The sequence below is a fragment of the Sphingobium sp. TomTYG75 genome, assembly GCF_054771635.1.
This window is the reverse complement of record NZ_BSRE01000001.1, coordinates 1,286,257-1,312,800: the sequence shown is the minus strand read 5'-3', so window position 1 is coordinate 1,312,800 and position 26,544 is coordinate 1,286,257. Positions and strand designations below refer to the sequence as shown.

Annotated in this window: 22 protein-coding genes and 2 tRNA genes; 16 read left to right on the top strand and 8 right to left on the bottom strand. The window is 63.6% G+C overall.

Annotated elements, in window-relative coordinates; all coding sequences use genetic code 11:
• Positions 1-127: 127 nt before the first annotated feature.
• The 12 genes from ACYU81_RS06650 (at position 128) to ACYU81_RS06595 (ending at position 11,277) form a co-directional block, all read left to right on the top strand.
• Positions 128-2,251, top strand: coding sequence for a sodium-translocating pyrophosphatase (locus tag ACYU81_RS06650; protein ID WP_460986940.1), 2,124 nt, complete (start codon positions 128-130; stop codon positions 2,249-2,251).
• A 200-nt stretch (positions 2,252-2,451) separates the two neighbouring features.
• Entirely contained in the window at positions 2,452-3,132 is a 681-nt protein-coding gene (locus ACYU81_RS06645) for a DUF2490 domain-containing protein (protein WP_460986939.1), read from the top strand.
• Positions 3,133-3,238: 106 nt separating this feature from the next.
• A complete protein-coding gene (locus ACYU81_RS06640; protein WP_460986938.1) occupies positions 3,239-4,363 on the top strand; it encodes an 8-amino-7-oxononanoate synthase in 1,125 nt (374 codons plus the stop codon).
• Positions 4,360-4,974 carry a dethiobiotin synthase gene (gene bioD, locus ACYU81_RS06635; RefSeq protein ID WP_460986937.1) on the top strand — a complete coding sequence of 205 codons (615 nt, stop codon included), beginning with the start codon at positions 4,360-4,362 and terminating at the stop codon, positions 4,972-4,974. Before ACYU81_RS06640 ends, bioD begins: the two co-directional genes overlap by 4 nt.
• A 102-nt stretch (positions 4,975-5,076) precedes the next feature.
• Positions 5,077-7,098 (top strand): M13 family metallopeptidase, encoded by a 2,022-nt coding sequence (locus ACYU81_RS06630; RefSeq protein ID WP_460986936.1) that lies wholly within the window; start codon positions 5,077-5,079, stop codon positions 7,096-7,098.
• Positions 7,099-7,266: 168 nt separating this feature from the next.
• Positions 7,267-7,695 carry a DUF4168 domain-containing protein gene (locus tag ACYU81_RS06625; protein WP_460986935.1) on the top strand — a complete coding sequence of 143 codons (429 nt, stop codon included), beginning with the start codon at positions 7,267-7,269 and terminating at the stop codon, positions 7,693-7,695.
• A 66-nt stretch (positions 7,696-7,761) separates the two neighbouring features.
• Positions 7,762-9,051, top strand: a complete 1,290-nt coding sequence (locus ACYU81_RS06620; protein ID WP_460986934.1) for an adenosylmethionine--8-amino-7-oxononanoate transaminase — start codon at positions 7,762-7,764, stop codon at positions 9,049-9,051.
• A 59-nt stretch (positions 9,052-9,110) separates the two neighbouring features.
• Entirely contained in the window at positions 9,111-9,329 is a 219-nt protein-coding gene (gene infA / locus ACYU81_RS06615) for a translation initiation factor IF-1 (RefSeq protein WP_003049127.1), read from the top strand.
• 12 nt (positions 9,330-9,341) lie between these two features.
• On the top strand, positions 9,342-9,914 hold the full coding sequence (locus ACYU81_RS06610) for a Maf family protein (RefSeq protein ID WP_460986933.1): 573 nt from the start codon (positions 9,342-9,344) through the stop codon (positions 9,912-9,914).
• Positions 9,915-9,976: 62 nt separating this feature from the next.
• Positions 9,977-10,966, top strand: a complete 990-nt coding sequence (locus tag ACYU81_RS06605) for a ribonuclease (protein ID WP_460986932.1) — start codon at positions 9,977-9,979, stop codon at positions 10,964-10,966.
• Positions 10,956-11,150, top strand: coding sequence for a DNA gyrase inhibitor YacG (locus ACYU81_RS06600; protein WP_449474381.1), 195 nt, complete (start codon positions 10,956-10,958; stop codon positions 11,148-11,150). The genes ACYU81_RS06605 and ACYU81_RS06600 overlap by 11 nt, the downstream gene beginning before the upstream one ends.
• A 51-nt stretch (positions 11,151-11,201) precedes the next feature.
• Positions 11,202-11,277: transfer RNA gene (locus tag ACYU81_RS06595), tRNA-Phe, on the top strand.
• Positions 11,278-11,322: 45 nt separating this feature from the next.
• On the opposite strand, the gene ACYU81_RS06590 is transcribed toward ACYU81_RS06595, so the two are convergent.
• The 8 genes from ACYU81_RS06590 to ACYU81_RS06555 all read right to left on the bottom strand — a co-directional run bounded on the left by ACYU81_RS06590 (position 11,323) and on the right by ACYU81_RS06555 (position 20,377).
• Complete coding sequence (locus ACYU81_RS06590; protein WP_460986931.1) at positions 11,323-11,712, bottom strand: hypothetical protein; 390 nt, start codon at positions 11,710-11,712, stop codon at positions 11,323-11,325.
• A gap of 220 nt (positions 11,713-11,932) precedes the next feature.
• Entirely contained in the window at positions 11,933-12,619 is a 687-nt protein-coding gene (locus tag ACYU81_RS06585; protein ID WP_460986930.1) for a response regulator, read from the bottom strand.
• Complete coding sequence (locus ACYU81_RS06580; RefSeq protein ID WP_460986929.1) at positions 12,616-15,282, bottom strand: DUF4118 domain-containing protein; 2,667 nt, start codon at positions 15,280-15,282, stop codon at positions 12,616-12,618. The genes ACYU81_RS06585 and ACYU81_RS06580 overlap by 4 nt, the downstream gene beginning before the upstream one ends.
• Positions 15,279-15,869, bottom strand: coding sequence for a potassium-transporting ATPase subunit KdpC (kdpC, locus tag ACYU81_RS06575; protein ID WP_460986928.1), 591 nt, complete (start codon positions 15,867-15,869; stop codon positions 15,279-15,281). The genes ACYU81_RS06580 and kdpC overlap by 4 nt, the downstream gene beginning before the upstream one ends.
• An 11-nt stretch (positions 15,870-15,880) precedes the next feature.
• Positions 15,881-17,911 carry a potassium-transporting ATPase subunit KdpB gene (kdpB, locus tag ACYU81_RS06570; protein ID WP_460986927.1) on the bottom strand — a complete coding sequence of 677 codons (2,031 nt, stop codon included), beginning with the start codon at positions 17,909-17,911 and terminating at the stop codon, positions 15,881-15,883.
• Between the two features lie 14 nt (positions 17,912-17,925).
• The gene (kdpA, locus tag ACYU81_RS06565; protein WP_460986926.1) at positions 17,926-19,629 is read right to left on the bottom strand and encodes a potassium-transporting ATPase subunit KdpA; all 1,704 of its coding nucleotides are present in this window, start codon (positions 19,627-19,629) and stop codon (positions 17,926-17,928) included.
• A 15-nt stretch (positions 19,630-19,644) separates the two neighbouring features.
• Positions 19,645-19,734: a K(+)-transporting ATPase subunit F gene (gene kdpF, locus ACYU81_RS06560; protein WP_449474375.1), complete on the bottom strand. Its 90-nt coding sequence runs from the start codon at positions 19,732-19,734 to the stop codon at positions 19,645-19,647.
• A gap of 568 nt (positions 19,735-20,302) precedes the next feature.
• Positions 20,303-20,377, bottom strand: a tRNA-Gly gene (locus tag ACYU81_RS06555).
• A 248-nt stretch (positions 20,378-20,625) separates the two neighbouring features.
• Between ACYU81_RS06555 and paoA the strand changes: the two genes are divergently transcribed.
• The 4 genes from paoA to ACYU81_RS06535 are packed head-to-tail and all read left to right on the top strand — an operon-like array spanning position 20,626 to position 26,498.
• Positions 20,626-21,261 carry an aldehyde dehydrogenase iron-sulfur subunit PaoA gene (paoA, locus tag ACYU81_RS06550; protein WP_460986925.1) on the top strand — a complete coding sequence of 212 codons (636 nt, stop codon included), beginning with the start codon at positions 20,626-20,628 and terminating at the stop codon, positions 21,259-21,261.
• The gene (locus ACYU81_RS06545; RefSeq protein ID WP_460986924.1) at positions 21,258-22,214 is read left to right on the top strand and encodes an FAD binding domain-containing protein; all 957 of its coding nucleotides are present in this window, start codon (positions 21,258-21,260) and stop codon (positions 22,212-22,214) included. Before paoA ends, ACYU81_RS06545 begins: the two co-directional genes overlap by 4 nt.
• Complete coding sequence (paoC, locus tag ACYU81_RS06540; RefSeq protein WP_460986923.1) at positions 22,211-24,427, top strand: aldehyde oxidoreductase molybdenum-binding subunit PaoC; 2,217 nt, start codon at positions 22,211-22,213, stop codon at positions 24,425-24,427. The genes ACYU81_RS06545 and paoC overlap by 4 nt, the downstream gene beginning before the upstream one ends.
• Positions 24,428-24,485: 58 nt before the next feature.
• Positions 24,486-26,498 (top strand): TonB-dependent receptor plug domain-containing protein, encoded by a 2,013-nt coding sequence (locus ACYU81_RS06535; protein WP_460986922.1) that lies wholly within the window; start codon positions 24,486-24,488, stop codon positions 26,496-26,498.
• Positions 26,499-26,544 lie beyond the last annotated feature (46 nt).

The following is a 26,544-nucleotide window of genomic DNA, read 5'->3' as shown; positions in this document are numbered from 1 at the left end:
ATGCTGATTGACGCGGTGCCTGATGCCGGATGCGTGAATTCCGGCCGCCTGCGCGTATGCCTTTCGCCCGCCCGTTTTTCCCTGCGGAGTGGCCGATGACAGCAAAAACAGGGGGAGAGGAACATCCATGCAGATTGTCTATATCGCCATAGGGTGCGGGCTATTAGCCCTGCTCTACGGCCTGATAACCAGTCGTCAGGTACTGGCGGCCTCCGCCGGCAATGAAACCATGCAAGCGATCGCGGGGGCGATCCAGGAAGGGGCAAAGGCCTATCTCAGCCGCCAATATATGACCATTGGCATGGTCGGGGTCGTGGTTGCGGCGATCGTCTTCTTCTTCTTGGGCGCGACGTCCGCGATCGGTTTTCTGATTGGCGCCATCCTGTCCGGCGCGGCAGGCTTCATCGGCATGAACATTTCGGTGCGCGCCAATGTCCGCACCGCCGAAGCCGCACGCACGACTTTGCAGAGCGGCCTTACCGTCGCCTTCCGTGCTGGCGCGATCACCGGCATGCTGGTGGCGGGATTGGCGCTGCTCGCGATCAGTGTCTTCTTCTGGTATCTCACCGGACCCGCAGGTCATGCGCCGGACGATCGACTGGTGATCGACTCTCTGGTCGCTTTGGCTTTCGGCGCCAGCCTCATCTCGATCTTCGCGCGCCTCGGCGGCGGCATCTTTACCAAGGCGGCGGACGTTGGCGCCGACCTTGTTGGCAAGGTGGAAGCGGGCATTCCCGAGGATGATCCACGCAATCCCGCCGTGATCGCCGACAATGTGGGCGACAATGTCGGCGACTGCGCCGGTATGGCGGCCGACCTGTTCGAAACCTACGTCGTCACCGTTGGTGCGACCATGGTGCTGACGGCACTGCTGGTGAGCGGGGTCGATAACATCTTCCTGCAACGGCTGATGGCATTGCCGCTGATCGTCGGCGGGGTGTGCATCATCACGTCGATCATCGGCACCTATATGGTGCGTCTTGGTGCCAGCCAGTCGATCATGGGTGCGCTCTACAAAGGCTTCTGGACGACAGCGATCCTGTCGATCCCCGCGCTCTATTTCGTCACCCAGTTCACGCTGGGCGATCTTCAGACGCGCTTCGGCACCGATCTGGATGGCAATGGCGGCTATTCCGGCATGGAGTTGTTCTGGTCGATGATGGTGGGCCTCGGCGTGACGGGTCTCATTGTATGGATCACCGAATATTATACCGGGACCAACTATCGCCCGGTGCGCAGCATCGCCCGCGCATCGGAAACTGGCCATGGCACCAATGTTATCCAGGGCTTGGCCGTCAGCCTGGAGGCGACCGCGCTGCCGACCCTGGTGATCGTGGGCGGCATCATCGTCTCTTATAGTCAGGCGGGCCTGATCGGCATTGCCTTTGCGGCGACAGCGATGCTCGCGCTGGCGGGCATGGTCGTGGCGCTCGACGCCTATGGTCCCGTCACCGACAATGCGGGCGGCATCGCGGAGATGGCGCATCTGGATGACAGTGTGCGGAGCAAGACCGACGCGCTGGACGCAGTGGGCAATACGACCAAGGCGGTGACGAAGGGCTATGCGATCGGGTCAGCCGGGCTTGCCGCGCTGGTGCTGTTTGGCGCTTACACCGAGGATCTGAAATTCTATAACTCGGCCCTCGGCCTGACCGAGCCGGTCGATTTCAGCTTGTCCAACCCCTATGTCATCGTCGGCCTGCTGCTCGGCGCATTGCTGCCCTATCTGTTCGGCGCAATGGGCATGACGGCAGTGGGCCGCGCCGCAGGTGACGTGGTGAAAGACGTTCGCGATCAGTTCGCCACCAACAGCGGCATCATGGAAGGGACCTCACGGCCCGACTATGCCCGCACTGTCGACCTTGTCACCCGCGCGGCGATCAAGGAGATGATCATCCCCAGCCTGCTGCCAGTGCTGGCGCCGATCGTCGTCTATTTCGCGATCTCTGCCGTTGCCGGAACGCCCAATGGCTTTGCGGCGCTCGGTGCATTGCTGCTGGGCGTGATCGTGTCCGGACTGTTTGTCGCCCTTTCCATGACATCGGGCGGCGGCGCATGGGACAATGCCAAGAAATATATCGAAGACGGCAACCATGGCGGCAAAGGATCGGAAGCGCACAAGGCGGCCGTGACCGGCGATACCGTGGGTGATCCCTACAAAGATACCGCCGGGCCTGCGGTCAACCCGATGATCAAGATCACGAACATCGTCGCGCTGCTCTTGCTCGCCGCTCTGGCGCACGGCGTCTGACGGCATTTCGCAACGAAAAGGATATGACCCCGCCCTACCATGGGGCGGGGTCATTTTTTGTGCGGAAGGCGGATTTGACGGTTGCCGCTATCGGTCACGCCGCAGAAACAATAGTCACAAATATTACATAAAAGAGAAATGACGTTGTCACATAAAGGTCATAGTCGCGCCCCGACGCCATGGGGCGGAGGGAGATTATGATGCGACCGATTTTGAAACTGGCGCCTGCGCTGGTGGCTTTGGCCATTCCGGCTGTGGCGCATGCCACGGAGGATGACCAGCTTTGGACCGGCGTTAGCGCCACTGTGAAACTGAGCGACAAATGGCGCTTCTCGCAGGAGGTGATCGCCCGGTTCAGCAACGACCGCGACGGTCTGTACGAGGTCGAGATGAACTCGTTGATCGGCTACAAGGTCAGCAAGAAGGTGACGGTTTGGGCGGGTTATACCCATGATCCCAACTACAATGCCGGTGACTTCTCGGTGATGGAACATCGCGGCCGCCAGCAGGTGACATTCGACAATATTGTGAAGATCGGCCCCGGCCAGCTCAGCGCCCGCCTGCGTCTTGAGGAGCGTTGGCGCGAAGGCGTCGATGGCACGGCCTGGCGCTTCCGCCCCTATGTCAAATATGTGCTGCCCTTCAAGGAAGGCGGCAAGACCGCGTTGGTGCTGAGCCATGAAAGCTTCATCGACCTCAACACCACCAATTTTCAGCGGGTCGAGGGCGAAGAGCGGATGCGTAACATGATCGCCATCACGACCCCGATCGCGAAGAATGTGAATGCGGAAATCGGCTATCTGCATCAGCATGGCTTCCGTCCGAATGCCGACGATGCCAACGACAATGTGGCCTCGCTATCGCTCAGCTTTTCCTTCTGATTGTCGGCACTGGAGCGGGGGAGGGCGGTGCCCTTCCCCGCCCGACGGATGAAGCGGCGGCGCTCCAGCTTGCCCCTCTGCCCCTCGCGGGCCTATAGGGCGCGCCATGACCAGCGAACCCTTCCGATCGCAACTGGCGGCCCTTGAAAAGCGCGGCCGCCTGCGCCGTCTGGTGCCGCGCGCCGGGCGCGACTTTGCCTCCAACGACTATCTGGGCCTGGCGTCCGATCCGCTGATCGGTCAGGCGGTGGCGGATGCGGTGGCGCGGGGCGTGCCGGTGGGATCGGGTGGCTCGCGCCTGCTGCGCGGTAATGCGCCCGAGCATGAAGGGCTGGAGGCGAAGGCGGCGGCCTTCTTCCGGACACAGGCGGCGCTGTTTCTCGCCAATGGCTTTGCCGCCAACTGCGCCTTGTTTTCGACATTGCCGCAGCGTGGCGACCTGATCGTCGCGGACGAGCTGATCCACGCCAGCGTCCATGACGGCATCCGCCTGTCCAAGGCCTCCACTGTTTTTGCCCGACATAATGATGTGCAGAGTTTCGCCGACCTGATCACCGCCTGGCGCGAGGAAGGTGGCAAGGGGCGCATCTGGATCGCGGTCGAAACGCTTTATTCGATGGACGGCGACACGGCGCCGCTCGCCGATCTCGCAAAACTGGCCGCGCAGCATGACGGGATGCTGATCCTGGATGAAGCGCATGGAACGGGCGTGTTCGGCCCCAGCGGCCGGGGCCTGTCCGCCGGGTTGGACGGGCTGCATAATGTCGTGACGCTTCACACCTGCGGCAAAGCCATGGGCGTGGAAGGTGCACTGATTTGCGGGCCGCAGATCATCATCGACTATCTGATCAACCGAGCGCGCCCCTTCATCTTCTCCACCGCGCCCTCGCCGCTGATGGCGGTGGCGGCGTCGGCCGCGCTCGACCGGATCGAGCAGGCGGATGACCTGCGCGCGCGGCTGAAGACCTTGTGCGTCGATGCCGCCGAAGTCATCTGCGCGCCGCTGGGCTTGCCTGCGCCGCGCACCCACATCGTCCCTGTGCTGCTTGGCGAAGACCGGCGCACCATGGCCGCCGCCGCCGCGCTGCAGGAGGCAGGCTTCGACGTGCGCGGCATCCGGCCGCCGACGGTCCCGCCCGGCACCAGCCGCCTGCGCATCTCCCTGACATTGAATGTCGGCCGCGCCGATGTGGCGGCTCTTGGCGAAGAACTGCAAAGGGTGATGGCATGACGCGCTTCGTCGTCACCGGGACCGATACGGACATCGGCAAAACAGTCTTCGCTGCCGGGCTCGCGGGCGCCCTTGGCGCTTATTATTGGAAGCCTGTTCAGGCGGGGATCGACCCCGAAGGCGACAAGGAAACGGTCGCACGGCTAGGCGGCATCCCCAATGCGCGCATCCTGCCGGAAGCCTACCGCCTTACCACGCCCGCCTCGCCCCATTTAGCGGCTCGCCTCGACGGGGTTGAAGTCCGCCTCGACAATCTCGCTTTGCCGCAAGTGGACGGCCCGCTGGTCGTGGAAGGCGCAGGCGGCGTGCTGGTGCCCCTCAGCGAAACTTTGCTGATGGCCGATCTCTTCGCCCATTGGCAGCTGCCCGTCATCCTGTGCGCCCGCACTGCGCTCGGTACGATCAACCACAGCCTGCTCAGCATCGAGGCGCTGCGCAGCCGGGGCGTGCCGCTGGTGGGCATCGCGTTCATCGGGGACTCCCATGAGGAGAATGAGCGCATCATCCCCCCACTCGCCAGGGTGCCAAGCCTCGGCCGCCTCCCGCGCCTCGACCCGCTGGATGCCGCCAGCCTGAAGGCTGCTTTCGCCCAGAATATCCGCCTGCCCTGAAGAGGGGCGCAGCCGCTTTTGCACGATTTTCGACAAAGGACATGGACTTGTCGCCCTGCGCCGGGTCAATTGCCATGATCGGATCAAGCAAGGGATGCTTCGATGAAAAATCTTTTGATGAGCGCCGCGATTGGCGCTCTGCTGCTCGCGACCAACGCCGCGCAGGCTGACCAGGCGCCATCGGCCAAGCCGACCTATGGCAGCTACGGCTTTGACGAGAAGGGCATGGACCCGGCCGTCAAGCCGGGCGATGATTTCTACCTTCATGCTAATGGCGGCTGGGCCAAGGCCACGCCGATCCCTGCCGACAAGTCCAACTATGGCGCGTTCAACGTCCTTGACGACCTGTCGCGCGAACGCACCCGAGGCATATTGGAGGAGGCAAGGAAAGACCCCGCCAGCCGGATCGGTCTCGCCTATGCCAGCTATCTGGACGCCCCCACCGTGGAAGCGAAGGGCCTGACCCCCATCACGCCCTGGCTCGCGAAGATCGCGGCGGTGAAGGACAAGGCAGGCTATGCTCGTCTCGCGGCGGAGGCTGCACGAGCCGGTATCGCAGGCCCGTTCACTTTCTATGTGGGACAGGATGACAAGGCGCCCGACACTTACATCCTGAACCTGCGCCAATCGGGCCTAGGCCTGCCGGATCGAGACTTCTATCTACAGCCCGACGAGAAGATGGCGGCAATCCGTACCGCCTATCTCGCGCATCTCGAACAGATGCTGACACTGGCGGGCGCGAGCGACGCAAAGGCGCGCGCCGCTGCCCTGATGGTGTTCGAAACGGAAGTGGCAAAGGTCCACTGGACCCAGGTCGACAGCCGGGACGCGGACAAGACCTACAACCGCATGACACTCGCCGACTTGCAGAAAGCCGCGCCCGGCTTCAACTTCTCGGCCTATTTCGCCGCCAACGGCCTGAAGCCGCAGGCGCTGATCGTCGCGCAGCCGACGGCGATCGCGGGCGAAGCAGCACTGATCGCGCGAACCCCGATAGGCGTGTTGAAAGATGCCCTGTTGCTGCGCAGTCTGCACAGCTACGCCACTTACCTCCCCGACCGGATCGCCGACGCCGACTTCGCCTTCTACGGCACCACTCTATCCGGCACGCCGCAGCGCGAAGAGCGGTGGAAACGCGCCGTCAGCTTCGTCAAGGAGGCGATGGGCGAGGAAGTCGGCAAAATCTATGTCGCCCGCTATTTCCCGCCGGAAACCAAGGCGGCGATGGACCAGCTCGTCAAAAATGTGATCGCCGCCATGGGCCGCCGCATCGACGGCCTCGGCTGGATGAGCGATGGCGCGAAGGCGAGGGCGCACAAGAAGCTGGCCGCCTTCACGCCCAAGATCGGTTATCCCGACAAATGGCGGGATTATAGCGGGGTTACGATCATCGCAGGCGACCTGTTCGGCAACGCGGTGCGATCGAACCAATATGAATTCGACTATCAGATGGGGAAGCTCGGCAAGCCGATCTACCGTTGGGAATGGCAGATGACGCCGATGGAGATCAACGCCTATGCGGACTTCTCCATGGTGGAGATCGTCTTCCCGGCCGCCATCCTCCAGCCGCCCTTCTTCGATCCCCATGCCGATCCGGCGGTGAATTATGGCGGCATCGGCGCGGTAATCGGCCATGAACTTAGCCACCATTTCGACGATCAGGGCGCCAAATATGATGAGACCGGTAAGCTCAACCAGTGGTGGAGCGATGCTGATGTCGCTGCCTTCAAGGCTTTGACCGGCAAGCTGATAAAGCAATATGACGCCTACGAGCCTTTCCCCGGCGCGCATGTGAAGGGCGACTTTACCTTGGGCGAGAATATCGGCGATCTGGCAGGCGTCGCGGTGGCGCTGGACGCCTATCATGCGTCACTCGGCGGCAAGCCCGCGCCGGTGATCGACGGCACCACCGGCGATCAGCGCTTCTTCCTCGGCTGGGCGCAAGTATGGCGGCGCAATTATCGCGAGCCCAACTTGCGCCAGCGGCTGGTCACTGACCCGCATTCGCCGTCGCAATATCGGGCGGATACCGTGCGGAATTTCGATCAATGGTACGCCGCCTTCAACCCGGTGCCCGGCAGCAAGCTCTATCTCGCGCCTCAGGATCGGGTGAGAATCTGGTGAAAAGATGAGCATCAGTAACGATTCTGCCCTGCGATGAACCGTGATGGTGCGAGTGATGAGCTGCGCCGCGCCCGGCCGTCGTCCCTCAAATCTCACGTTTCGCCGGAACACTCTTTAAACCTCGTGCGCTCTTCCACAGCTTTGAGACATCAAATCGCAAGGAGAAGCATGTTGACGGGTTTTCGTTCATCACTGGTTTTGAAGACGGCAATGGCATCGGTCGCTTTGTTGGCAGCGGCTCCAGTTCTGGCTCAGGGCGCCGCAACTCCGGCTACGCCCGCGACGCCTGCCACTCCGGCGGCGCCTTCGGCCGATGCGGGTAAATTTAGCGATGCTGACATCAAGCTGTTTGCGGCTGCTGCGGTCGAAGTGACCAAGATTCAGTCCGACACCAGCATCGCTAATGCGGAAAAGCAGCCCAAGATGCTCGCCGCGTTGCAGGCATCGGGCATCGCTCCAGAAAAGTTCAATGAGATCGGCCAGGCCGCCGCCGCCGACCCGGCGTTGCAGCAGCGTATCCAGGCCGCGGCACCGGCTGCTCCCGCCACCCCGGCGACGCCAGCCGCCCCTGCTGCCCCGGCCACCCCGGCCAAGTAAGCGGGAGCGCCATAATATAGGGGAGGGTGCTTGGCCTGACGCTTGGGCTATTCTAAGCGTCTCGCCATGACCTCCCCTATATGGCACCCCTTCACCCAGCACGGCCTCAACGAACCCATCCCGCATGTCGTTCGTGCGGAAGGCGCCCTGTTGCATCTGGCAGACGGCGGCACGTTGATCGACGCCATCTCCAGTTGGTGGGTGACGACGCATGGCCACTGTCACCCCCGCATCGCCGCTGCCATCGCTCAGCAGGCCGGGCAGCTTGACCAGCTGATCTTTGCAAATTACACGCATGAGCCTGCCGAAGAGGTTGCGCGCGGCCTGATCGAACTCGCCCCCCGCGCGGAAGGGCGCGACCCGCTCGCCCATGTCTTCTATTCCGACAGCGGATCGACCTCCGTCGAAGTCGCGCTGAAGATGGCGCTCGGCTACTGGCACAATCGTGCGCTGGATGGTTTGTCCGCGTCCCGGCATCGCATCCTTGTCCTCGAACATGGCTATCATGGCGACACGATCGGCACGATGTCGGTCGGCGAGCGCGGCGTCTACAATGCCGCATGGACGCCCTTGCTGTTCGACGTTGGCACCATTCCCTTCCCTGCGCCGGGAACGGAGCAACAGACGCTCGACGCGCTGGAAGCGGCTTGCAAGGAGCATCCGGCGGCGTTCATCGTTGAACCTTTGGTGCTGGGTGCTGGCGGGATGCTGATCTACCCGCCTGCCATTTTGCGGCAGATGGCGGAAATCTGCGCCCGACATGATGTTCTCTTCATTGCCGACGAAGTAATGACCGGCTGGGGCCGCACCGGCACAGTCTTCGCTTGCGAGCAGGCGGGCGTCGTGCCGGACATCATGGCCGTCGCCAAAGGGATCACCGGCGGCTCCGTCCCCCTCGCGGCGACACTAGCCACGGCGCGCATTTTTGATGCGCACAAGTCGCAGGACCGGGCGCGGCTTTTCTACCATTCGTCCAGCTACACAGCGAATGCCATCTCCTGCGCGGCGGCCGCGGCCAACATCGCCATCTGGCGCGAAGAGGATGTGCTCGGCCGCATCGCCGCGCTCGAACAGAATATGGCGGAGCGACTCGGCAAGCTGGCGCTTCATCCCGCCTTCGAAAATGCCCGGCAGCTTGGCACGATCGTGGCGATTGACCTGATCGCGCAGGACGCCGGTTATCTGTCCGACCTTGCGCCGCGCCTGCGCGCCTTCTTCCTTGATCGGGGCATATTGGTGCGTCCTTTGGGCAACAGCATCTACCTGATGCCGCCCTTTTGTACGGATGTGGATCAGCTGGATCACATCTTTGCGGCCTTGTCTGACGCGGGCGATGTATTTGGCGTGTCAGCCTGACTTTCATTTTCCGCATTTTGCCGCTATGGCGGCGCGATTTTTGGTTTCCCCAGGATATTATGGCAAAAGAAGAACTGCTTGAAATGCGCGGACAGGTTGTGGAGCTTCTCCCCAACGCCATGTTCCGCGTCCGGCTTGAAAATGATCACGAGATCCTTGGCCACACGGCGGGCAAGATGCGGAAAAACCGCATTCGCGTGCTGGTGGGCGACGAAGTGTTGGTCGAACTGACCCCCTACGACCTGACCAAGGGTCGGATCACTTACCGCTTCAAATAAGCCGCTTTTTCGATGCGGCTCATCCTTGCTTCGGCTTCTCCCAGACGGTGTGAACTTCTGGGTCAGATCGGCGTGCGTCCCGACGCTGTGGACCCCGCCGATCTTGATGAAACCCCTTTGAAAGGCGAATTGCCAGCGACCTATGCTGCGCGCGTGGCCGCTGAAAAGGCTGCGCTGGTGGCCGCCCGCCATCCCGGCGCGCTGGTGCTGTCAGGCGATACGGTCGTCGCGGCAGGCCGCCGCATCCTGCCCAAGGCAGAGACGGAGGGTGAAGCGCGAGCCTGTCTTTCGCTGCTCTCCGGCCGCCGTCACCGCGTGCTGAGCGCTATCACGCTCATCGATGGCGAGGGCAGGGCAAGGCATCGCCTTTCCACCAATATCGTTATCTTCAAACGTCTGGAGCGCGCCGAGATCGACGCCTATATCGCCAGCGAAGAATGGCACGGCAAGGCAGGCGGCTATGCGATTCAGGGCCGTGCCGCCGGGCTGATCCGCGCGATACAGGGCAGCCATAGCGCGATCATGGGCCTGCCCCTTTACGAAACCCGCGCGCTGCTGAAGGCAGCGGGCTACCCATTGGACTAGAGGGATGGCAAGGGAAATGGCACATTTCCCGGCTCGGCAATCCCGACCAACAGGAATATATTATGGCCGAATGGCTCTATGAAGAAGGGATTGGCGAGGCCCGCGCCGCGTTGATCGAAAAGGGCCGTTTGGTCGAGGCACAGATCGAGCGTGAGGGCGATGGCGCCCGCGCCGGTGCTATCATGCAGGGTAAGCTCGTCCGGACCATCATCCCCAAGAAGCGCGGCATCGCCCGCCTGATCTCGGGCGAGGAAGTGCTGGTCGAACCCATCCCGCCAAAAACCGCAGAGGGCGCGACCGTCCTCCTCGAAATCCTGCGCGAAGCCATCCCGGAGGAAGGTCGCCCCAAGCTGGCCAAGGGCCGCATCGCCCAGCCGGGCTCCAAGGTGCATCCGGCTCCCAGCCTCCTCCAGCGCCTGCGCGCCACGGGTCTGCCCATCACCCCCTGCCCGGCCCATGGCGAGGATCGCTTCGAAGCCCATGGCTGGAGCGAACTCATGGAAGAGGCGATGTCGGGCGAGATCGGCACGGAGGAAGCGGCGCTCCGCATCTTTCCGACGCCCGCGATGATCCTGATCGACGTAGACGGATCGCTGCCGCCCGCGAAGCTCGGCCCCAAGGGCGCGAAACTGGCGGCGCAGTCGATCCGTCGCATGGGCCTGACCGGATCGATCGGTATCGATCTGCCCACCATGAACAACAAGGATGAGCGCGCCGTCGCCTCCGCGCAGATCGATAAATATCTGCCGCTTCCCTTCGAACGCACGGCGGTGAACGGCTTCGGCTTCGTCCAGGTCATCCGCCGCCGCGAGCGGATGAACCTCATGGAGTTGTTGCGGGCTGATCCGATCGAAACGGCGGCTCTCGCATTGCTCCGCCGTGCCGAAAGGGAAGGCAATGGCGGGCCGGTGACGATCACCGCCGCGCCCCCCATCATTGACCGCCTGTACAAGGCGACCGATTGGCTGGAACAGCTCGCTCGCCGACGCGGCGGCGCCGTCAGCTTGAAGGCTGACCCGGCACTTGCCATATCGGCGGGCCATGTCGCCTAAATCATCCTCCTGCCCGATCTGCGGCCAGCCAGCGCATCCCGACACGCGGCCCTTCTGCGGAAAGGCCTGCCGTGACCGTGACCTGCTGCAATGGCTGGGCGAAGGCTATCGCGTCCCCGGAACCCTCGCCGCCGACGAGATGAAAAAAAGCGACGATGATGGGGTGGACAACCCCCCGGATTGATGCCTATAGGCACGCCTCTCAACGCCGCCGGTGGTCCTCCCCGGCGCTCGTGCCCGGGTAGCTCAGTTGGTAGAGCATGCGACTGAAAATCGCAGTGTCGGCGGTTCGACTCCGTCCCCGGGCACCACTAACTCACTGAAAATAAAGATTTATTCTCGCGAATTGCCCGGAATTATGGTGACGCGTGTGAACTCTGTGAGTTTGCAGAGGTAGTTTTCGATGAGATGCGGCCATCGGTACGTCTCTGCGTCGATCGGGACGGGAAAAGCGCGGCGCGCCGTCGCTCATTCTTTACATGATGATCCGGAGCGCTGACCCAGAGAGCCGATAGTGGAACGGGGTCGAAGATATGCGCCCCGATCACCGACAATGCGACCCCGCTCGTTGCGCCGAGGAAGCTCGCCGCCGCCACACCCATTTCTGCCATGGTCGCCTCATGTTCCGGCGGAAGATTCACCACCCGGGACAGAAGCCTGACGCCGAACCAGCTCGCGCCAATCAGGGAAATTCCGGCCAGTCGCAGGCCCATATCCTGTTGTAAGCTTGTTTTCCTGGCCTGCATGTCGCCCTCCATCGTGGCGGCATGAGACTTACGGATGGGCGCATATGCTTTCGAGCGGCCGGATCTCCGATCGCCATAGTATTATCATAGCATTTGCAGGGCGGAGGGCGGGGCGGGCCTAGAGCATCGTGCGCAAAAGTGGGAACCGGTTTTGCGCAAAAACGATGCGACAACAAATAACTAGAGCGCGCGACTTGCGTCCGATTTAACGCAGCGCGCTCTAGTCCGCCATCAGTCGATAGCCGATGCCAAGTTCATTGACGATCATGGACGGTCGCGCGGGGTCCTTTTCCAGCTTCTGCCTCAAATTGCGCACGACGATTCGCAGATAGTCGATCCGGCGATCATGATCGTGCGGCCAGGCGGCTGCCAGAATTCGCTGATGCGTTACGACGCGGCCGGGGTGCATTGCCAACTGGGTGAGGACCTCAAACTCCTTGCGGGTCAGATGCACTTCCTCGCCGTCACGCATGATGCGCCGATTGGCGAGGTCGATTTCCACGGGGCCGGACTGGACGACGGGCGCGGCCCCCTGCGCCGCCACACGCTCGCGCAGCGCGGCACGAAGGCGCGCGAGCACTTCCTCGCTATCGAAGGGCTTGGTGACATAGTCATGCGCGCCCAGATCGAGTGCGGCGACCTTTTGCTCGGTCGCTTCGCGGGCAGACACGACGATGATGGGCGCGGCTACCGCCGCCTTGAGCAACTGGACAATCTCCAACCCGTCGCGGTCGGGCAAGCCCAGGTCGAGGAGGATGGCATCGGGTTTAGTCCGCCGGGCTTCGTCCAGCGCTTGTGCCGCGTTCACCGCTTCGGCGACGTCATAGCCTGCGCGCGTCAACGTACCGTGCAACAGACGCCGGATATGCACCTCATCGTCTACGACGAGAATCCGCTGGCTGCTCATATATGCTGGTCCTGCTCGCTAGCGCGGGTGAGGAGGGATTCAGGAAAATGCAGGCTGAACCGGGCGCCTTTGCCATCTGGCCGATTGCCCGCATCCACATTCATGCCCATCGCCTCGGCGAAACCCTTCACGATGGCGAGGCCAAGACCGGTGCCGCTGACCGACCGATCGGACCCCTCCAGCCGCTTGAACGTCTCGAATACCTCCTTCTCCTGTCCGGTGGGAAGTCCCGGCCCTTCGTCCAGCACCGACAGGATGAGTTCGCGGCCGGAAAGTTCGGCGCGGATCGTGATTGCTGTGCCGGGGTCGCCATAGCGCCCGGCATTGTCGAGCAGATTGAGCAGGCAATGGTGGAAAAGCTGGGCATCGACATTGACGAGCGGCAGGTCAGGTGGGACGTCAAGCTGGATCGGATGCCCCTCCAGCGATCGGCGCGTGTCATGGACTGCCCCGCCCACGGCGTCGGTCAGGTCGACCGGCTCGATATGCAGGCGCAGCGCTCCCGCCTCTACCCGCGCCATGTCGAGCAGATTCGCCACGAAGCGATTGAGCCGCACGGCCTCGCTCTCGATCGTGTCGAGCAGGGGATCGCCGTTGCGCTGGCGCAATTCGGCCGCCGCGCCCAGGATCGCCGTCAGCGGTGTGCGCAGGTCATGGCTGACGGAGGATAGCAGCGCGGCGCGGAGCCGGTCGCGCTCGCGCACCTTGTCGACATCGCGCATCTCGCTTTCCAGGCGCAGCCGTTCGAGCGCGAGCGAAGTCTGGTCCAGCAGGCTGGTGAGCAGCGGAAGCTGGTCCGAACGGATAGGATCGCTGCCGTCGTCGCGCGCAAGGCCCATGACCGCCAGAATATGCTCTCCCGCGCGCAGCGGCTGAAACTGCCAGTCCGATGCCGCAAGGCTGCCCGTGCCACGCCCGGCGGGTTGGCCGGTGTCCAGCACCCACTGCGCGGCGGCCAGTTCCATCGTTTCCACATTGATGCCCGGTTCACTCGCCGCCTGGACGACCAAGCCCGTTCGATGCCGTTCCAGGATCAGCACGCGGAGTTTGAGTAGGCGTCCGATTTCCTGGCAGGCGGTTCGCCCCACTTCCTCCCGGTCGCCGAGCGCCGTCAGTTGCCGCAGATAGCCAGCGAGCGCGGCGTTGGTCCGCGCGCTGGAAGCGGCGAGGTCCGCCTGCGATCGAACGCGCGAGGTCAACTGGCTGGTCACGATCGCCACGCCCAGCAGGACGAAGATGGAAATGACATTTTCCGGATTGCTGATCGTCAGCGTGCCGGTGGGTGGCAGGAAGAAGAAATTATAGGCAAGGCTGGACATGATCCCGGCAAACAGCCCGGTGCGCAGGCCGAACAGGCTGGCGGCGACCATGACCGGCAGCAGATAAAGGAGGCCAACATTGCCCAGGTTGAGGATGTGGAAAAGGGCCGATCCAAGGGCGGTCACGCCAACGACCAGTAGCGCGGTCCAGAGATATCCCGCGGGCTTGCCCCAATGGTTCAATGGGCGTGTGCGCGCAGGACTGGCGGGGGCGCTTTCATCCAGCGGCAAGACATGGACCGCCACGCCCGGCGTTTCCCGCACCAGCCGATCAACGATCGAGCCGTGCCGGAACTCGAACCAGCGCGATCGAATGGATTTGCCGACGACCAGCTGGGTCGCGCGCGCCTCATCGGCGTAGCTTTTCAGGCCCTCGAACACCGTGGAGGCGGGCACCGTGGCGACCGTCGCGCCCAGACTGGATGCCAGGTTGAGCGCAGAGGCAATCCGGCGCATTTCCGGCTCGCCGAAATATTGCGCGCGGGGTGTTTCGATATGGACCGCGCTCCAAGGCGCGCGGGCGGCGTCGGATATGCGCTTGGCCGCGCGCACCAGCGTCTCGGCGCCGGGCAATTCGCTGACGGCAACCAATATGCGTTCGCTGCCCGCCCATGTGCCGCCGAGCGCCTGAGCCCGAAGATCCTCCAGCATCTGCGTATCGACAGCCTGCGCGGCCCGGCGCAGCGCCAGTTCGCGCAGCGCCGACAGATTGGTCTTGGAAAAGAAATGGGCAAGGGCGCGGGTCGCCTCCTGCGGAAGATAGACCTTCCCCTCTTTCAGCCGCTCGATCAGTTCGGCGGGCGGAATGTCCACGACCTCAATCTCTGCCTGTTCCAGAATGCCGTCGGGAACGGTTTCGCGCACGCGCACGCGGGTGAAGGAGGCAACGACGTCGTTCAGGCTCTCCACATGCTGGATGTTGAGTGTCGAATAGACGTCGATCCCGGCGTCAAGCAGTTCCTCGACATCCTGCCACCGCTTGGGATGACGGCTTTCCGGCGCATTGGTGTGGGCCAGTTCATCGACGAGCGCCAGCGCCGGTCGGCGCTCCAGCAGGCCGTCGATGTCCATCTCGGTCAGGACATGGCCCTGATAGTCGATGGATCGGCGCGGGAGGATTTCCAGTGCCTGCGTTAGTGCCTGCGTTTCGACACGGCCATGGGTCTCGACGACACCGACGACGACATCGACGCCCGCCTTCTGCCGAGCCGCGCCCTGCACCAGCATTTCATAAGTCTTGCCGACGCCGGGCGCCGCGCCGAGAAATATCTTCAGCCTGCCTCGCCCCTCCTGCGCGGCGGCGCGCAGAAAGGCTTCCGGGGCAGGCCGTTCCCGCTCGTTCAACGCGCGCCGCCGCCCAGCTGGTCAAGCTGCAGGTTCAGCGCCAGCACATTGACGCACGCCTCACCCAGAAAGCCCAGCAATGGGCGTTCGACATTGCGGCTGACGAGATCGCGCACCCGCCGTTCGTCAAGCGCGCGAACGCGGGCGACACGGGACGCCTGCGCCATGGCGGAAGCAGGCGACAGGTCGGGATCGAGGCCGGAGCCGCTGGTCGTGACCAGATCGGCCGGAACTGGTCCGGCAACACCCTCGGCGCGCCGCTTTTCGACATCGGCCTTCACCCGATCCGCCAGTGCTTTGGAGGTCGGGCCAAGGTTGGAACCAGCGGAGGCGAGGCCGTCATAGCCCTTGCCCGCCGCCGAAGGACGCGTCTGGAAATAGCGGTCGGCGGTGAAGGCTTGTCCGATCAGGGTCGATCCTATCACCTGACCCCTGTCATCGAGGATCAGGCTGCCATTGGCGGCGCGGGGGAAGATCGCTTGTCCAATACCCGTCATGGCGAGAGGATAGGCGATCCCGAGCAGAATGGCGAACAGGATCGTCATGACGATCGCCGGACGCAGCGAAGAAAGGATGTCCTTGCCCATCATATGTTCCTTTACGCGAGGTCGAGGCCGCCGACGATCATGTCGATGATCTTGATGCCGATGAACGGCGCCACCAGCCCGCCAAGGCCGTAGATCGCAAGGTTGCGCGCCAGCAGCGGGCCAGCACCCATCGGCCGATACGTCACGCCTTTCAGCGCCAGCGGCACGAGCAGGGGGATGATGAGCGCGTTGAAGATGATGGCGGACAGGATCGCGCTTTGCGGCGTGGATAGCCCCATGACGTTGAGGACGCCGAGGCCCGGATAGAGCGCGACGAACATCGCCGGGATGATCGCGAAATATTTGGCCACGTCATTGGCGACGGAGAAGGTGGTGAGCGCCCCGCGCGTCATCAGCATCTGCTTGCCCAGACCCACCACCTCGATCAGCTTGGTCGGATCGCTGTCCAGGTCCACCATATTGCCCGCCTCGCGCGCGGCCTGCGTGCCGGTGTTCATCGCAACGCCGACATCGGCCTGCGCCAGCGCGGGCGCGTCGTTGGTGCCGTCGCCGCACATCGCCACCAGCTTGCCCCCTTGCTGCTCCCTGCGGATAAGGTCCAGCTTGTCCTCCGGCGTCGCCTGCGCGAGGAAGTCGTCCACGCCCGCCTCGGCCGCGATGGCGGCGGCGGTCAGCGGATTGTCGCCCGTGATCATAACGGTGCGGATGCCCATGCGGCGAAGCTCCGCGAACCGCTCCCGGATGCCAGCCTTCACGATGTCCTTGAGCGCGATGGCGCCCAGCAGCCGACCGTCCTGCGCAACCGCCAGCGGGGTCATGCCTGCCCGGGCTATTTCGTCGGTGATGCGCCGCAGTTCGGTCGCTGCGGCGGTTTCGTCTAGACCGGGATTGGCCTTCAGGATCGAGTCCACAGCGCCTTTCTGGATCAACGTTCCGCCCACACTGACGCCGGAGATGCGCGTCTGGGCGGTGAAGGAGATAACCTCCGCATCCCAGGGCAGGGACGCTGTCCCGACGCCGAATTTCTCGCGCGCCAGTACCACGATGGAGCGACCCTCCGGCGTTTCGTCGGCCAGGCTGGCGAGCAGGGCGGCTTCGGCCAGCTGGCCCGGCTGCGCGCCGCCCACCGTCCGGAATTCGGACGCCTGCCGGTCGCCGATGGTGATCGTCCCGGTCTTGTCGAGCAGCAGCACGTCGATGTCCCCCGCCGCCTCCACCGCCCGGCCCGACTTGGCCAGCACATTGAAGCGCACCAGCCGGTCCATGCCCGCAATACCGATGGCCGACAGCAGGGCGGCGATGGTGGTGGGAATGAGCGTGATGAGCAGCGCCGCGAGAATGGCCACGGGGATCGCCCCGCCGGCATAGCTGGCAAAGCCCGGAACAGTGCCGACCGCGATCAGGAATATGATGGTAAGGCCGACCAGCAGGATGGTGAGCGCAATCTCGTTCGGCGTCTTCTGCCGCTCCGCACCCTCGACCAGGGCGATCATCCGGTCGAGAAAGCCCTGCCCGGGATCGACGGTCACCCTGACCCTGATCTCGTCGGAAATGACGCGGGTGCCCGCCGTCACGGCCGAGCGATCGCCGCCCGCCTCGCGGATCACTGGCGCGGATTCCCCCGTTATCGCGGATTCATTGACGGAAGCGACGCCCTCGACCACTTCGCCATCTGCGGGGATCAGGTCTCCGGTGGTGACCAGCACGATGTCGCCTGCGCGCAACTGGCTGGCGGGGATTTCCTCGACCCGGCCGTTCTTCTCGCGCCGAGCGACCAGCTCCGCCTTGGTGGCGCGGAGAGACGCGGCCTGCGCCTTGCCGCGCCCTTCGGCCAGCGCCTCGGCAAAGGTGCCGAACAACACCGTCAGCCACAGCCATATGACGAGTTGAAGCTTGAAACCAACGCCCAGGGTATCGGTGCCGATGACGAGCAGGATCGTCAGCAGCAAGGCGACGCTTGCCGTCACGAACATCACCGGGTTGCGGATCAGTTGCCTGGGATGAAGCTTGAAAAAGGCGTCGCGGATCGCGGGTGCGATCAACTCGGCGGTGAACAGGGATTTGCTGGTTGCGCGAGCCATTGGGCGCCCCCCTTTTAGAAAAGTTGCCCGCGGATCATGGCGAGATGATCGGCGATGGGACCAAGCGCGAGGCTCGGCAGGAAAGTGAGACCGCCCACGATCAGGATGATCCCGACGAGCAGCCCGACCCAAAGGCCGCCGGTCGTGGGAAAAGACCCGGCGCTCTCGGGCGTATGCCTCTTCGCGGCGAGGCTGCCCGCGATTGCCAACATGGGCACGATGACGAAGAAGCGCCCCAGCCACATCGCCACGCCCAACAGCGCGTTGTAAAAGGGCGTGCCCGCCGTCAGCCCGGCAAAGGCGGACCCGTTATTGCCGGTGGCCGAAGTATAGGCGTAGAGGATTTCGCTAAATCCGTGCGGTCCCTTGTTGAGCGGCCCGGCTAGTCCGGCAGGCAACACCGCGCTGACCGCCGTCAGGCCGAGGATGCAGAGCGGCAGGATGGCGATGGCGAGCACCGCCAGCTTCACCTCCCGCGCCTCGATCTTCTTGCCGACATATTCCGGTGTCCTGCCGACCATCAGCCCCGCGATGAACACGGCGAGGATGGCGAACAGCAGGAACCCGTATATGCCCGCGCCGACGCCGCCGATGACGACTTCCCCCAGCTGTATGTTGAACAAGGGGATCATGCCGCCCAGCGCGGTGAAACTGTCATGCATGGCGTTGACCGCGCCGCAGCTCGCCGCCGTGGTGACGACCGAGAAAAGGGCGGAGGCGGCGATGCCGAACCGGACTTCCTTGCCCTCCATATTGCCACCGGCAACACCAAGATTGTGAAGAACGGGATTGCCCGCCGCCTCCTGCCAGTAAGTGACGGCCACGCCCAGGAGGAACAAAAACGTCATGGCCGACAATATCGCCCAGCCCTGCCGGGTGTTGCCAACGGCCTTGCCGAAGCACCAGGTAAGACCGAAGCCGATCACGAATATGGACAGCATCTGGATCAGGTTGGTGAGCGCGGTCGGATTTTCGAACGGGTGCGCCGAATTCGCATTGAAAAAGCCGCCGCCATTCGTGCCCAGCATCTTGATCGCTTCCTGGGAGGCAACCGGGCCAAGCGCGATAACCTGCTTTGCGCCTTCCAGCGTGGTCACATTGACCGAAGCGGCCATGGTTTGCGGCACGCCCGAAGCGACCAAGTAAACGCCGTAAACCAGGCTGATCGGCAGCAGTAGGTAGAGGATGACGCGGGTCACGTCCGCCCAGAAATTGCCGATGCTTGCTGCCTCGCGCCGGGCGAACCCGCGGAAAAAGGCGAAGGCAAGCGCGATGCCAGTCGCCGCTGACAGGAAATTGTGCAGCGTCAGCCCCAGCATCTGGGAAAGGTTGGACATGGCCGCCTCGCCCGAATACCATTGCCAATTGGTGTTGGTGGCAAAGCTGATCGCGGTGTTGAACGCGCCATCGGCGCCAATCCCTGCGTAGCCAAGGCCGTTGAGTGGCAGCACCCCCTGCAACCGCAATACGGCATAGGTGAAGATCAATCCCGCGAAGTTGAACAGCAGCATATGCGCCGCATAACGGCGCCAGCTCTGCTCCTCGTCGGGATTGATGCCGGACAGCTTGTAGAAGCCGGTTTCGATCGGCCCGAGCACGGCATGAAGGGGCGTCCGGCGGCCTTCATAGAGCGCGAACAGCCAGAGGCCCATCGGCTTGGTCAGCGCCAGCAATATGCCCACGAAAGCGAATATCAGGATCCAGCCCTGGATAGTCATGGTCCGGGCTCCTCGTCAGAAGCGTTCGGGGCGAATGAGCACCGCCACCAGATACAGAAGAAGGCCGATCGCCGTGATCGCCGCGAGAGTGAGGTCAAGCGTCATCCCCGCCCCCCTCACGCCTGATCGCACAGGCGGACATAAGCCAGCGTTGCCGCCAGCAGCCCGGCCAGTGCGCCAATCCAGAGCAGGTCCTGCATCATCACGCTCCTTCCCCCGGCGCTGGCGCGGCCGAACGGCTGGGCAGGCACTCAAATGCTGCGGTTCTGGTCATGTCCGATCTTCCCCAAATACACGCCACCCGGCTGCGGCGATTCGTGAGGGGTTGCAGATATGACCGGTCGCCATTTCTTATCGAGATCGAGAAGCGGCGATCTTCATAGTATTTGCATAGGGTAGCGTCCTGTTCTCACAGGGACGGGAGGCGCTTACCGGGCCAAGCAAGCGATCAGCGCAGGTCCCGTGGCGGCGTTCTTCGCCAGTCAAAACCTTGCACTTGGAGAAAACCCCGCCGGGCGGGAAGGCATAAGGCTGAATACCGAAGGGAGCGCCTCGCGGAGGAATCTGCGGCTGGCTTCTTTCACATCCGGCGCACGGATATCCTTGACAGCAATCCCGGGACATCGAACCCCGAGTATTACCGCGAAATACGCTGCTAAAATCTTCGAAAATCTGGAGCGGGCGAAGGGATTCGAACCCTCGACCCCAACCTTGGCAAGGTTGTGCTCTACCCCTGAGCTACGCCCGCTCTGGCGGCCGGAGGAAGTCCCTCTCGGCGGGTGAGGCGGGCAACTAGCAGCGGTTGGGGAGGTCGGCAAGGGAGAATTTGGCCCCGACCCAAATTTATCCCGATGGAGGACTTTTGGGCGGGGGCAGAAGGACTGCGCTTGGCTGCGGAAGGTGCGCGCCTTATCTGGGCCACGCTGCATCTTTTCTGACCGTGGCGGATCATCCGGGAATATGCTTCGTATTGGCTACGGCAGGAGGAAGGACGATATGGCGCCAGATGATCTGACTCGCCGTGCCGTGTTGCAAGGCGGGGGCGCGGTGATGGCGGTTCCGGTCGTGGCGGACGCGGCAACCGGGGCCATGCGAGTGCCTAAATCTAACGAGGGAAGACACATGACCACCGTAGAGCTTACAGTGAACGGCCGTCAGGTGCATCTGCCACTCGATCCGCGCACGACATTGCTGGACGCCCTGCGTGAGCATCTGCACCTCACCGGGACCAAGAAGGGCTGCGACCATGGTCAGTGTGGCGCCTGCACGGTGATTGTCGAGGGTCAGCGGATCAACAGCTGCCTCACGCTGGCCGTCATGCATGAAGGCGAAACCGTCACCACGATCGAGGGCCTCGGCACGCCGGAAAAGCTTCATCCGATGCAGCGGGCCTTCATCACGCATGACGGATATCAATGCGGTTACTGCACGCCCGGACAAATCTGTTCCGCCGTAGCCGTTCTGGGCGAGATCAAGGCGGGTATTCCCAGCCACGTGACGGAAAATCTGGAACAGGTCGCCTTCTCGGACGCGGAATTGCGGGAGCGGATGAGCGGTAACATCTGCCGCTGCGCCGCCTATCCCAACATCATCGCTGCCATTCGTGATGTCGCCGGGGAGGACAAGGCATGAGGCCATTCACCTACAGCCGAGCCGACAGCGTCGAAGATGCCGTGAAAGCCGCTGCGGATACGAAAGGCGCGCGCTTCATCGCAGGCGGCACCAATTTGCTCGACCTCATGAAGCTCCAGATCGAAACACCCTCGCATCTGATCGACGTCAATCATCTCGGCCTCGATCGGATCGAGCGGACGGCCGAGGGCGGCTTACGGATCGGGGCGATGGTCCGCAACACGGCACTTGCGGCGGACAAAATGGTTCGGCGCGACTATGCAGTGCTCAGCCGTGCGCTGCTTGCGGGCGCATCGGGCCAATTGCGCAACAAGGCAACGACTGCCGGAAACCTGCTCCAGCGCACCCGCTGCCCCTATTTTTACGACATACGCATGCCCTGCAACAAAAGGAAACCGGGCAGCGGATGTGGAGCATTGAAGGGGATCAGCCGCAGTCTGGCGATCATCGGCACCAGCGACGCCTGCATCGCGCAGCATCCTTCCGACATGGCCGTGGCGATGCGCGTGCTGGATGCGACGGTGGATACGGTGGCCCCGGACGGGACGCGCCGCTCCATTCCCATAGCGAATTTTCACCTGCTGCCGGGGGATACGCCACATGTCGAACATGCGCTGCAACCGGGCGAACTCATAACGTCGGTGACATTGCCCCGGCCGATTGGCGGGACCCATGTCTATCGCAAGGTGCGGGATCGCCATTCCTATGCCTTTGCCCTTGTTTCCGTGGCGGCAGTGTTCGACGGGGATGGCGGCGCCCGCTTCGCTTTTGGCGGTATCGCGCCCAAGCCATGGCGCGTCGCGGCGGCTGATGCGGCGGCTAAGGCTGGTCCGGCTGCGGTCGCTGAAGCCGCATTGGCAGGCGCCCGGCCCACCGATCAAAACGCGTTCAAGCAGCAACTGACCGCCAGAACGCTGGCATCCCTCTTCCGCCAGAAGGAGGCGCGGCTATGAAGTTCGACAAGCCCGCTACGACAAACCCCATCGATCGCGGCCGCGTAGTCGGGATTGCGCATGATCGCATCGACGGGGCGGCAAAGGTTACCGGCACCGCGCCCTACGCCTATGAACGGCACGATGCCGCGCCCCATGCCGCCTATGGCTGGATTGTCGGATCGGCAATCGCGAAGGGCAAGATCGACGCGATGGACCTGCGTGCCGCTCAAGCGGCACCGGGCGTTCTGGCCATCGTCACGCATCAAAATGCCGGGCCGCTCGCGAAGGGCGGGAGGAACACCGCTCATCTGCTGGGCGGACCCGTGATCGAACATTATGATCAGGCAGTGGCTTTGATCGTCGCCGATACGTTCGAAAATGCCCGCGACGCCGCCAGGCTGCTGCGCATCGATTACAGCCCGGAAAAAGGGCGTTACGATCTCGCTACCGAACGCGGGAATGCCATCGTGCCGGAAGAGGGGTTTGGCGGCCCGGCCGACACGCGCGCGGGGGATTTCGACGCGGGTTTCGCCAGCGCGGCGGTAAAGATAGACCAGAGCTACACAACGCCCGACCAAAGCCATGCGATGATGGAACCCCATGCGACTACGGCTGCATGGAATGGCGATCAGCTGACCTTGTGGACATCCAACCAGATGGTCGCCTGGACCGTCGAGGACATGGCGGCCACGCTGAAGATTCCGAAGGAAAACGTCCGGGTCGTCTCCCCCTATATCGGCGGTGGCTTTGGCGCGAAGCTGTTCCTGCGCGCCGACGCATTGCTGGCGGCTCTGGGCGCACGGATGGCGGGTCGGCCGGTCAAGGTGGCCCTCGCCCGGCCGCAGGTGCCCAACAACACCACCCACCGCGCCGCGACCATTCAGCGTATTCGCATCGGTGCGGACAAGGAGGGCGTCATCGACGCGATCGCCCATGAAGTCTGGTCCGGCGATTTGCCGGGCGGTGGTCCGGAGGTCGCGGCGCAACAGACGCGGCTGCTTTATCGCGGTGCCAATCGGCTGACCGCGCACCGGCTGGCGGTACTGGACCTGCCCGAAGCCAATGCGATGCGGGCTCCGGGCGAAGCCGTGGGCCTGCTGGCGCTGGAAGTCGCGATGGACGAACTGGCCGAAGCCTGCGACATCGACCCGGTCGAGCTGCGCATCCGCAACGATGTGCAATATGATCCGGAAGCAGGGCCGCAGCGCCCCTTTTCCAGCCGCAAGTTCATCGAATGCCTGCGTCAGGGCGCGGAACGCTTCGGATGGGAAAAGCGTCATCCAAAGCCCGGGCAGGTTCGGGACGGCCGTTGGCTGATCGGCATGGGTGTAGCCGCCGCTTTCCGCAACAATCTCGTCGCGCCCTCCGGCGCGCGCGTGGGCGTGGACCGGCGCGGCCATGTCGTCGTGGAAACCGACATGACGGACATCGGCACCGGCAGCTACACCATCCTCGCGCAGACGGCCGCGGAAATGCTGGGGGTCCCCATCGAGGCGGTTACGGTGCGTCTGGGCGACAGTCGCTTCCCCATATCGGCCGGATCGGGTGGCCAGTTCGGCGCGAACAGCGCAACCGCAGGACTTTATGCTGCCTGCGTTGCTTTGCGAGCCAAGCTGGCCGCCAAGGCTGGCTTCCCGGCGGACGACGTCATTTTCGAAGACGGGCTGGTGCGATTTGGCAATCAGTCGCAGCCCATCGGCAGTCTCGCGGAAGAGGGCGGCCTGTGGGCGGAGGATCGGATCACCTTCGGCAAATTGACCAAAGACTATGCGCAGGCGACCTTCGGAGCGCATTTCTGCGAAGTCGGGGTAGACATCGACACGGCCGAAGTACGGGTCAGGCGAATGGGCGGGGCGTTCGCGGCGGGCCGCATCCTCAATCCAAAATCGGCCCGCAGCCAGGTCATCGGCGCCATGACGATGGGTGTTGGCGCGGCATTGATGGAGGAGCTGCATGTCGACACGCGATTTGGCTTCTTCGTCAATCATGACATGGCCGAATATGTGGTCCCCGTGCATGCCGATATTCCCGAGCAGGATGTGCTTTTCCTTGATGAACTGGACGACAAATCCTCTCCGATGAAGGCCAAGGGCGTGGGCGAACTCGGCATCTGCGGTGCTGGCGCAGCGGTTGCCAATGCCATCTATAACGCCACGGGAATCCGCCTGCGCGCCTATCCGCTCACCATCGACAAGCTGCTGGCGGGGCGGGAAGGGTCGGCGCTGGCCTGACGCCGCACGGCGGGCGGCGTCGTTGTCAGGGGCAGGGCGCACCGCTATCAGCGGCGCCATGAAAGCCGCGCCCCTTTGCCTATTGCCTGCATTGCTGTCCTCTGCCGCGCTCGCCCAACCGGCGGCATCTGACAATGCGCAGGCACGCATCGTCATCACCGGAGCGGGCTTGCCCCTTCCGCCCGGCACGCCTGCCTATGGGTCGGTGGAGATCGAACGGCAACGCCTGCTAAACAGTGCGTCCGGCAGGATCGAAAGCATCCTGACCGACGTATCCGGGTTCCAGCAGTTTCGCCGGTCGGACAGCCGGTCGGCAAACCCCTCGGCCCAGGGGGCGAGCTTGCGCGCCTTGGGCGGTAACGCGTCCAGCCGCACGCTGGTGCTGCTGGACGGCGTGCCGATGGCCGACCCGTTTTTCGGCTACATCCCTTTCAGCGCGCTGGTGCCGGATCGGCTTTCCGGCGCACGGGTGACGCGTGGGGGCGGTGTCGGCGCTTTCGGATCGAGCGCGGTCGCAGGGACCATCGAACTGGCAAGCGCCACACGCGAACAATTGCCCATGCTGACCGCCAGCGCCCTTTACGGCAGCCGCGATGCAACGGAACTGTCGGCCAGCCTCACGCCTGATCTTGGCGGCGGCTTCGTCTCCCTCTCCGGCCGTTGGGACAGAGGAGATGGCTTCCAAACCACGCCATCGGACCAGCGCGTGTCAGCGACGGTCCCTGCCGCCTATGACAGTTGGTCGGCCAATCTGCGCGCCGTGGTTCCGGTTTCCGCCAGCCAGGAACTGCAATTCCGCACGATATTGTTCCACGACGATCGGACGCTTCGCTTTCGTGGCGCGGACAGTGTGAGCGAAGGACAGGATGCAAGCATCCGTTACGTGTCGCGGGGCCGGTGGCAGGTCGACGCCCTTGCCTATGTTCAGGCGCGCAACTTTGCAAACATCGTGATTTCCTCCAATCCGCCTTTCCGCAAGACGCTGGATCAGCGGAACACGCCTTCCACTGGTCTTGGTGGCAAAGTCGAACTGCGTCCGCCGGTTGGTTCGGATCATCTGCTGCGCATCGGCGTGGACAGCCGCTTTGCCAGTGGCGACATGTTCGAGGATGCCTACAGCGCCACCACCGGGTTGGTCACCGCGCGCCGCCATGCGGGGGGGCAGCAACTCACCACGGGCATGTTCGCCGAAGATGACTGGACGCTGGGTCGCCTTGTCCTGACGGGAGGGGTCCGAGCCGACCGTTGGACGATATCCGACGGCTTCTTCCGCGCGGCGGGTGCTGGCGCGACAGACCGGGATTTTAAGAATCGCTCCGACTGGCAGATGTCGGGCCGGGCTGGGGTACTATGGCATGCCGGGGAGGGGATTGCCGTGCGAGGCGCGGCGTATACCGGCTTCCGCTTGCCGACGCTGAATGAGCTTTACCGGCCTTTCGTCGTCTTTCCGGTCACGACGCAGGCCAACGACGCTCTGGTGCCCGAGAAGCTGAAGGGGATCGAGGCCGGGATCGATGTCAGCCCCGTCAAAGGCATGACCTTGTCGGCAACCGCCTTCTATAACCGGCTGGACGATGCCATCGCCAACCTCACGATCGACACCAATCTGCGCCGAAGGGAAAATGTCGATGCCATCGTGGCCAAGGGGGTCGAACTGACCGCTGTCGGCCAGATGGGCCCGATCTTCCTGTCCGCCTCCTATGCCTACAGCTACAGCGTCGTTCATGCGCCGGGCAGCCTGTTCGACGGCCTTTCCCCTGCCCAGACGCCCCGCCACGCCGCCAGCACGACATTGGCCTGGCAGCCCCGGCGCGGATCTAGCCTGTCGGCCACCCTGCGTTATGTCTCCGCCCAGTATGAAGACGATCTTCATGCCGATCGCCTGCCGGGCGCGGTGACGGCCGACGCCGTCGCTCGCTTGCCGATCGGTCACGGCGTCCAACTGATCCTGCGCGGCGAAAATCTGTTCGATGAAGATGTCGTCACCCGCCGCGTCACCACCGGCACGGGGGTGTCGGAGGACCTCGGCGCGCCACGTACATTGTGGGTCGGACTGACCCTCAACCGCTGAATCTTACGCTTCTTGCTCCACTTTAAAGAGGGCAGACGCGCGCTTT

Bases quoted from the DNA above. Each gene is read 5' to 3' on its own strand.
- ACYU81_RS06630 (WP_460986936.1), top strand. From the start codon at position 5,077: ATGAAAAATCTTTTGATGAGCGCCGCGATTGGCGCTCTGCTGCTCGCG.
- kdpC (WP_460986928.1), bottom strand. From the start codon at position 15,869: ATGGGCAAGGACATCCTTTCTTCGCTGCGTCCGGCGATCGTCATGACG.
- bioD (WP_460986937.1), top strand. From the start codon at position 4,360: ATGACGCGCTTCGTCGTCACCGGGACCGATACGGACATCGGCAAAACA.
- ACYU81_RS06590 (WP_460986931.1), bottom strand. From the start codon at position 11,712: ATGCAGGCCAGGAAAACAAGCTTACAACAGGATATGGGCCTGCGACTG.
- kdpA (WP_460986926.1), bottom strand. From the start codon at position 19,629: ATGACTATCCAGGGCTGGATCCTGATATTCGCTTTCGTGGGCATATTG.
- ACYU81_RS06610 (WP_460986933.1), top strand. From the start codon at position 9,342: ATGCGGCTCATCCTTGCTTCGGCTTCTCCCAGACGGTGTGAACTTCTG.
- ACYU81_RS06645 (WP_460986939.1), top strand. From the start codon at position 2,452: ATGCGACCGATTTTGAAACTGGCGCCTGCGCTGGTGGCTTTGGCCATT.
- ACYU81_RS06535 (WP_460986922.1), top strand. From the start codon at position 24,486: ATGAAAGCCGCGCCCCTTTGCCTATTGCCTGCATTGCTGTCCTCTGCC.
- ACYU81_RS06605 (WP_460986932.1), top strand. From the start codon at position 9,977: ATGGCCGAATGGCTCTATGAAGAAGGGATTGGCGAGGCCCGCGCCGCG.
- ACYU81_RS06640 (WP_460986938.1), top strand. From the start codon at position 3,239: ATGACCAGCGAACCCTTCCGATCGCAACTGGCGGCCCTTGAAAAGCGC.
- kdpB (WP_460986927.1), bottom strand. From the start codon at position 17,911: ATGGCTCGCGCAACCAGCAAATCCCTGTTCACCGCCGAGTTGATCGCA.
- paoA (WP_460986925.1), top strand. From the start codon at position 20,626: ATGGCGCCAGATGATCTGACTCGCCGTGCCGTGTTGCAAGGCGGGGGC.
- ACYU81_RS06545 (WP_460986924.1), top strand. From the start codon at position 21,258: ATGAGGCCATTCACCTACAGCCGAGCCGACAGCGTCGAAGATGCCGTG.
- infA (WP_003049127.1), top strand. From the start codon at position 9,111: ATGGCAAAAGAAGAACTGCTTGAAATGCGCGGACAGGTTGTGGAGCTT.
- kdpF (WP_449474375.1), bottom strand. From the start codon at position 19,734: ATGACGCTTGACCTCACTCTCGCGGCGATCACGGCGATCGGCCTTCTT.
- paoC (WP_460986923.1), top strand. From the start codon at position 22,211: ATGAAGTTCGACAAGCCCGCTACGACAAACCCCATCGATCGCGGCCGC.
- ACYU81_RS06625 (WP_460986935.1), top strand. From the start codon at position 7,267: ATGTTGACGGGTTTTCGTTCATCACTGGTTTTGAAGACGGCAATGGCA.
- ACYU81_RS06600 (WP_449474381.1), top strand. From the start codon at position 10,956: ATGTCGCCTAAATCATCCTCCTGCCCGATCTGCGGCCAGCCAGCGCAT.
- ACYU81_RS06620 (WP_460986934.1), top strand. From the start codon at position 7,762: ATGACCTCCCCTATATGGCACCCCTTCACCCAGCACGGCCTCAACGAA.
- ACYU81_RS06585 (WP_460986930.1), bottom strand. From the start codon at position 12,619: ATGAGCAGCCAGCGGATTCTCGTCGTAGACGATGAGGTGCATATCCGG.
- ACYU81_RS06650 (WP_460986940.1), top strand. From the start codon at position 128: ATGCAGATTGTCTATATCGCCATAGGGTGCGGGCTATTAGCCCTGCTC.